General features: G+C 54.1%; 1 protein-coding gene. It reads left to right on the top strand.

What is annotated here, in order from left to right; all coding sequences use genetic code 11:
• Positions 1-344 (top strand): formylglycine-generating enzyme family protein (locus ACU8YC_RS28630; RefSeq protein WP_446896469.1); only part of this gene is annotated, 344 nt, incomplete at both ends.

Here is a 344-nt window from a genome sequence, read left to right as displayed (position 1 = left end):
TCCCCTGGCAGATGGCCAAAGACTACTGCCTGTGGCTGGGTAAAATGTCGGGTAAACGGGTGGATTTACCCACCGAGGCGCAGTGGGAATACGCGGCCCGCTCCCGGGGACAGTATTTGCCCTATGCCACCAGTAACGGAAAAATAGAAGAGGGACGCAATGTCCCCACCTCTGATGAAATATTGGAAATGAATGATATGGGATTTCCTTTTTACCCGGTCGGGAAATATCCCCCCAATCCACTGGGGTTGTATGACATGGGACTAAGTGGCCAGGAGTGGGCTAATGACTGGTATGCGGCGGACTACTATGCGCACTCGCCGGTTGATAACCCACAGGGACCG

The organism is Citrobacter sp. VF227, from assembly GCF_052950715.1.
Note: the sequence above shows the minus strand (reverse complement) of the source record. Positions and strands in the feature narration are given on the sequence as shown.